Annotated in this window: 6 protein-coding genes and 3 pseudogenes; 6 read left to right on the top strand and 3 right to left on the bottom strand. The window is 55.8% G+C overall.

The genetic code is table 11. The features are described 5' to 3' along the window. The 4 genes and pseudogenes from ACOTYN_RS25750 to yafY form a co-directional block, all read left to right on the top strand. Positions 1 to 492: DUF932 domain-containing protein (locus tag ACOTYN_RS25750; protein ID WP_006812589.1), on the top strand; the 492-nt coding region annotated here is incomplete at its 5' end. Between the two features lie 216 nt (positions 493 to 708). Further along, the gene (locus ACOTYN_RS25745) at positions 709 to 1,410 is read left to right on the top strand and encodes a WYL domain-containing protein (protein ID WP_006812588.1); all 702 of its coding nucleotides are present in this window, start codon (positions 709 to 711) and stop codon (positions 1,408 to 1,410) included. A 40-nt stretch (positions 1,411 to 1,450) separates the two neighbouring features. After that, complete coding sequence (ypjK, locus tag ACOTYN_RS25740; protein ID WP_001144031.1) at positions 1,451 to 1,687, top strand: protein YpjK; 237 nt, start codon at positions 1,451 to 1,453, stop codon at positions 1,685 to 1,687. Further along, positions 1,687 to 1,842: pseudogene (gene yafY / locus ACOTYN_RS25735) on the top strand (lipoprotein YafY); the annotation flags it as partial. The gene ypjK and the pseudogene yafY, both read left to right, overlap by 1 nt. 29 nt (positions 1,843 to 1,871) lie before the next feature. Here the strand turns inward: yafY and tnpC are convergent. From tnpC to tnpA, 3 genes are read right to left on the bottom strand one after another with little or no spacing between them, the layout of a single operon-like run. Further along, entirely contained in the window at positions 1,872 to 3,464 is a 1,593-nt protein-coding gene (gene tnpC / locus ACOTYN_RS25730) for an IS66 family transposase (protein WP_039264109.1), read from the bottom strand. Between the two features lie 30 nt (positions 3,465 to 3,494). Next, the gene (gene tnpB / locus ACOTYN_RS25725) at positions 3,495 to 3,845 is read right to left on the bottom strand and encodes an IS66 family insertion sequence element accessory protein TnpB (RefSeq protein WP_021567584.1); all 351 of its coding nucleotides are present in this window, start codon (positions 3,843 to 3,845) and stop codon (positions 3,495 to 3,497) included. Then, positions 3,842 to 4,249 (bottom strand): IS66-like element accessory protein TnpA, encoded by a 408-nt coding sequence (tnpA, locus tag ACOTYN_RS25720; protein WP_021567585.1) that lies wholly within the window; start codon positions 4,247 to 4,249, stop codon positions 3,842 to 3,844. Before tnpA ends, tnpB begins: the two co-directional genes overlap by 4 nt. 86 nt (positions 4,250 to 4,335) lie before the next feature. Between tnpA and ACOTYN_RS25715 the strand changes: the two are divergent. Further along, positions 4,336 to 4,626: pseudogene (locus ACOTYN_RS25715) on the top strand (YfjS/YafY family lipoprotein); the annotation flags it as partial. A gap of 28 nt (positions 4,627 to 4,654) precedes the next feature. Then, positions 4,655 to 4,833 (top strand): annotated as a pseudogene (gene ykfB, locus ACOTYN_RS25710) (protein YkfB); the annotation flags it as partial.

Raw genomic sequence — 4,833 nt, 5'->3', positions numbered from 1 at the left:
AGTTCGTATCAGATGTTGCCGGGACTATTTCGTGCGGTTTGTCAGAACGGGCTCGTCTGCGGTGAGTCGTTTGGCGAGGTGCGGGTGCCACACAAGGGGGACGTGGTGAGTCAGGTGATTGAAGGCGCGTATGAGGTGCTGGGGATTTTTGACCGGGTGGAGGAGAAACGGGATGCCATGCAGTCGTTGCTGTTGCCACCCCCGGCACAGCAGGCACTGGCAAAAGCCGCCCTCACATACCGCTTTGGTGAAGACCACCAGCCGGTGACTGAATCGCAGATCCTCTCCCCTCGCCGCTGGCAGGATGAGAGCAATGACCTGTGGACCACGTACCAGCGTATTCAGGAGAACCTGATTAAGGGCGGGCTCAGTGGCCGTAATGCCAAAGGAGGACGGTCACATACCCGTGCCGTTCGCGGTATCGACGGGGACGTGAAACTTAACCGGGCACTGTGGGTGATGGCGGAAGCCCTGCTCACGCAACTGCAGTGACCGTTTAATGTTGCTGCTTTGTTAATATCGGACACCACCTGTCCGCATCGCACCGTGCTGACGGTCCTCACTCACCGAGGGAAGGCCTGTAACCCCCGCTGCCTCTGGCTTTTGCAGAAATGAAAAATAGTTTCTGTGGTGTCCATACCCTGTCCGACCCCCTCTTTAAAGTAATCACATCATTTTCAGTCAGTTAACTTTCACGGAGAACGTCTCATGACACAGGCAGAACGCCGCCATGACCGGCTGGCTGTCAGGCTGTCACTGATAATCAGCCGTCTGGTGGCAGGGGAAACGCTGAGTGTGCGTAAGCTTGCCGCTGAGTTTGGTGTGTCGGTGCGCACGCTGCGGCGTGATTTTCGTGAGCGGCTGATGTATCTGGACCTGGAGTATCAGTCCGGATATTGCCGCTTACGCACTGCGGGCAGTGAGACGCAGATGGTGCCCGACGTGCTTATCTTTGCCCACCGCAGCGGGATGGCCGGTCTTTTCCCTGGCTTTGACCGTCGTCTGGTAAACGCACTGCTGATGTGCGATGAGTCTCCCTGCGTAATCGCACCCGCCAGTCCGGCTCCTTCGCCATCAGGCGCATTGTCTTTCTGGCGACTGATTCAGGCCATTACCGGGCGCAGGCGGGTGACTCTGATTGCCGAGGGGCAGCGCTGTGAGCGGCTGGCTCCCTGCCGGTTACTTATCCACCAGCAGGCCTGGTATCTGGTGGCAGAGCACGACGGACATATCGCCGTATTCTCCCTGGATGAAATCCATCTGGTTCAGCCCCTGCAGGAGACTTTCCGGCGTAACGACAGTCTGTGTCGTCTTGTTGAAGACCCGGGCTTTATTCAGTCCTTACCCCATTTTCGCTTTATCCAGCAGTCACTGCTTACGTTTGTTCCGGCCAACAGCTCACCAGAATAGCGCAAGCGTTGTTATCAACCCGGCAACAGGGAGGAGCCCTATGCCCGTTATTGCCATTATCGCCATTGTTGTCATCGTCATCATTCTGAACAAAACCGGGGTGTCCGACAGTCTCGCGGCCCTGACCCTTGCCACTGTTGCCGCACTGCTGACGGGAGGTGGCGCAGCCGGTGCTGCCAGTGTCGCGCTGACACCGTTCGTCGGCGTGCCGGTGGGTATTTTCGTGGGCATTTATGTCTTTGCCAAAGTGGTTCGTCTGATTTCAGGAAAAAAATAATGAAACGTAAAACACTGCCTCTGCTGGCGCTGGTTGCCACCACTCTGTTTCTCATCGCATGCGATGACAGAAGTGATGACCTGAAGGCCATCAGTAAATTTAAGGACCTCACCCCACCGCGTTTCAGTGATGTGGTCAGCCACCAGGATGATGTGTAAGCGTTAAGTGAGCGCCGTATTGACGGCTATTTATTGGTGAGATCTACGTTCCATGGCAGCAGTTCGGCCACTTTGTTGATGGGCCACTCCGGCAATACGCTCAGGATATGGCGAAGGTAACCCTCTGGATCGATACCGTTCAGCCTGCACGTTCCGATCAGACCATACAGCAGGGCACCACGTTCACCACCATGATCACTGCCGAAGAAGATGTAGTTTTTCTTGCCCAGACAGACCGCTCGTAGCGCGCGCTCAGCAGCGTTATTATCCGGCTCTGCCAGACCATCATCGCAGTAGTAACACAGGGCATCCCACTGGTTCAGTGCATAAGCGAACGCCTCGCCTAACCGGGATTTTTTCGACAGAGTGGCTCTTTTCTCCACCAACCAGTCATGCAGGGATATCAGCAACGGTTTACTTCGGGACCGTCTGGCGGCCAGCCGCTGAGATGCCGGAAGGCCGCGTATTTCCTCTTCTATCGCGTATAACTCACTGATGCGCTTCAGAGCCTCCTCTGCTGTGGCCGTCCGGGTGCTGATATAGACGTCATGGATTTTGCGCCGCGCATGAGCCCAGCATGCCGCTTCTGTCAACGGGCCACCTTCACGCTCTGCGCTGAACAACCTGTCGTACCCTGCGAAGGCATCTGCCTGCAGCACGCCATGATAGTGCCGAAGATGTTGCTGAGGGTGTTTCCCCTGTCGGTCCGGTGAGAAGGCGAACCATGCCGCTGGCGGATCTGATGAACCCGCGCTTCTGTTATCACGGACATATGTCCAGATACGCCCGGTTTTCGTCTTCTTTCTGCCCGGCGCCAGCACGGGCACCGGAGTGTCATCCGTATGCAGTTTGCGGCAGTCCATCACGTAGTGGTAGAGGGCTTCATCCAGCGGGGCCATTAACCGGCAGCACGCATCCACCCAGTTGGAGAGCAGCGCACGACTCAGATCCACACCCTGACGGGCAAAGATTTCGCACTGGCGATACAGCGGCAGGTGTTCACAGTATTTGGCCGTTAACACGCGGGCCAGCAGACCCGGCCCGGCGATGCCCCGGTCGATAGGACGTGAGGGCGCTGGCGCTTCAACGACGCAGTCGCATCGGGTACAGGCCTTTTTCACTCTGACCGTGCGGATCACTTTCAGGGCGCTGGAGACCAGCTCCAGTTGCTCCGCGCTGACTTCGCTGAGATAGGCCATATCACTACCGCAACCAGGACAGCTGGTTTCAGCTGGCTCCAGTCTGTTTATTTCGCGGGGAAGATGTTCCGGTAACGGGCGACGATGACGGGACTGGCGCAACTGACGCGGAACCTGCTGATCATTGTCCCGGCCGTTGTAACGATCGCTTTGCTGCTCCTGCTGTTTCAGCAGGGCTTCGGCTTCTTCGACCTGCCGGCGTAGCTTTTCTGAACGGGTACCGAACAGCATTCGGCGCAGTTTTTCTATCTGAGCCCGCAGATATTCTATTTCACGCTCTTCGTTCTCTATTTTCTCTTCTGCGCGGGCCAGCGCCGAACGCAGGAACGACTCAGTCTCAGCAACGAGACTGAGCTGGCTGTCTTTCTGGCGAAGCGCGTCTTCCAGCGCAGCGATACGGGCGAGATAGTCCTGACTCATGACCCCATTTATAATGCGGTCATGCGCTTTTTACAACATCGTCAGTGAGTTAAGGCGTGCAGTTTTAGGTTGCCGCCAGTCCAGCTTATCGAGGAGCATGGCGAGTTGTGAGCGGGTGATGGCGATTTTGCCGTCGCGTACAGCAGGCCAGACGAACTGTCCCTCTTCCAGACGTTTGGTAAACAGACACAGACCGTCAGCATCAGCCCAGAGGATCCTCACGGTGTCACCTTTACGACCACGGAAGATAAACAGGTGGCCGGAGAACGGATTGTCATCAAGAACATGCTGGACCAGTTCGCCCAGACCATTGAAGGACTTACGCATATCGGTGACCCCGGCAACCAGCCAGATACGAGTGCCTGACGGTAAGGGTATCATCGGCTCCTCCCGGTCAGCTCGCGGATCAGCGTTTTCAGAAGTGCAGGTGATAAATCCCCGGACAGACGCAGGCTGGCACCGCCGACAGTCACCTCGCATGTCATGGCCTCGCGGCAGGCTGGAGCGGCGGGTTCATAGTGCGGCTCAGCATGGTGTGACAGGGCCATATCAGGCAGGACAACGGGGATAACAGAGTCTTGCTCTCTGATTGACCGTTGTATTTCATCGGGCAGAAGATGTCTGTAACGCTGGCGCCAGGTAAACAGCAGATTGTCATTAATTCCATTATCCCGCGCCAACCGGGCAACACAGGCTCCAGGCTGATATGACTTTTCGACGAGAGCCAGCTTAAAGTCCATTGAGTAGGACGCCCGCGCCCTGCGGGGCTGAAGAGTGTTTGACATTGATAGAGTCCATTAACGTTAATAAGAGGACTCTATCATCGTCAATCGTTAGTAATCGCAACAGGCGGCAGTGGCTTGACGCTTACGATGATGTCAGCGAAGAATGGTCACAGGTTGACTACTTATCCGGTCCCACCTTGCAGGTTTTACGTACCCGCCAGTCGCCCGATGGCTGCGAGGATGGCAGTTACTACTACCTCGTGGATATGCAGGAAAAAACCGTCCAGCCACTGATGAATGCGCTGTGTATTGCCGATAACATCAAACTGGAATACCAGGAGGTGACGGACCCGTATACCAAAGAAAAATACTTTGAGTACGCCCATGACGGCAAACTGATGGGGCGACTGCTGATACCCTCAAACCCTGAGAACTAGGAATAAAACAACGACAAAGGAGACAAGAATGACAATACTTTCACTAAGTCGGTTTATGCTGGCGGGTGTACTGCTCGCGAGCTTTAATGCCTCTGCTATCCCGGGGTTCTGGCAGCAGGGTTACGGTCAGGGCAATACGGAATACAGTGTGACCGAAGCCAGCGGAAAGACGTTTACCATCAACTGCACAGGGAACCCGGACCAGAA

The organism is Enterobacter cloacae complex sp. IR5458, assembly GCF_049238025.1.
GTDB classification, from domain to species: domain Bacteria; phylum Pseudomonadota; class Gammaproteobacteria; order Enterobacterales; family Enterobacteriaceae; genus Enterobacter; species Enterobacter kobei.
The sequence above is the reverse complement of the archived record's forward strand: the minus strand, read 5'-3'. Positions and strand labels throughout refer to the sequence as shown.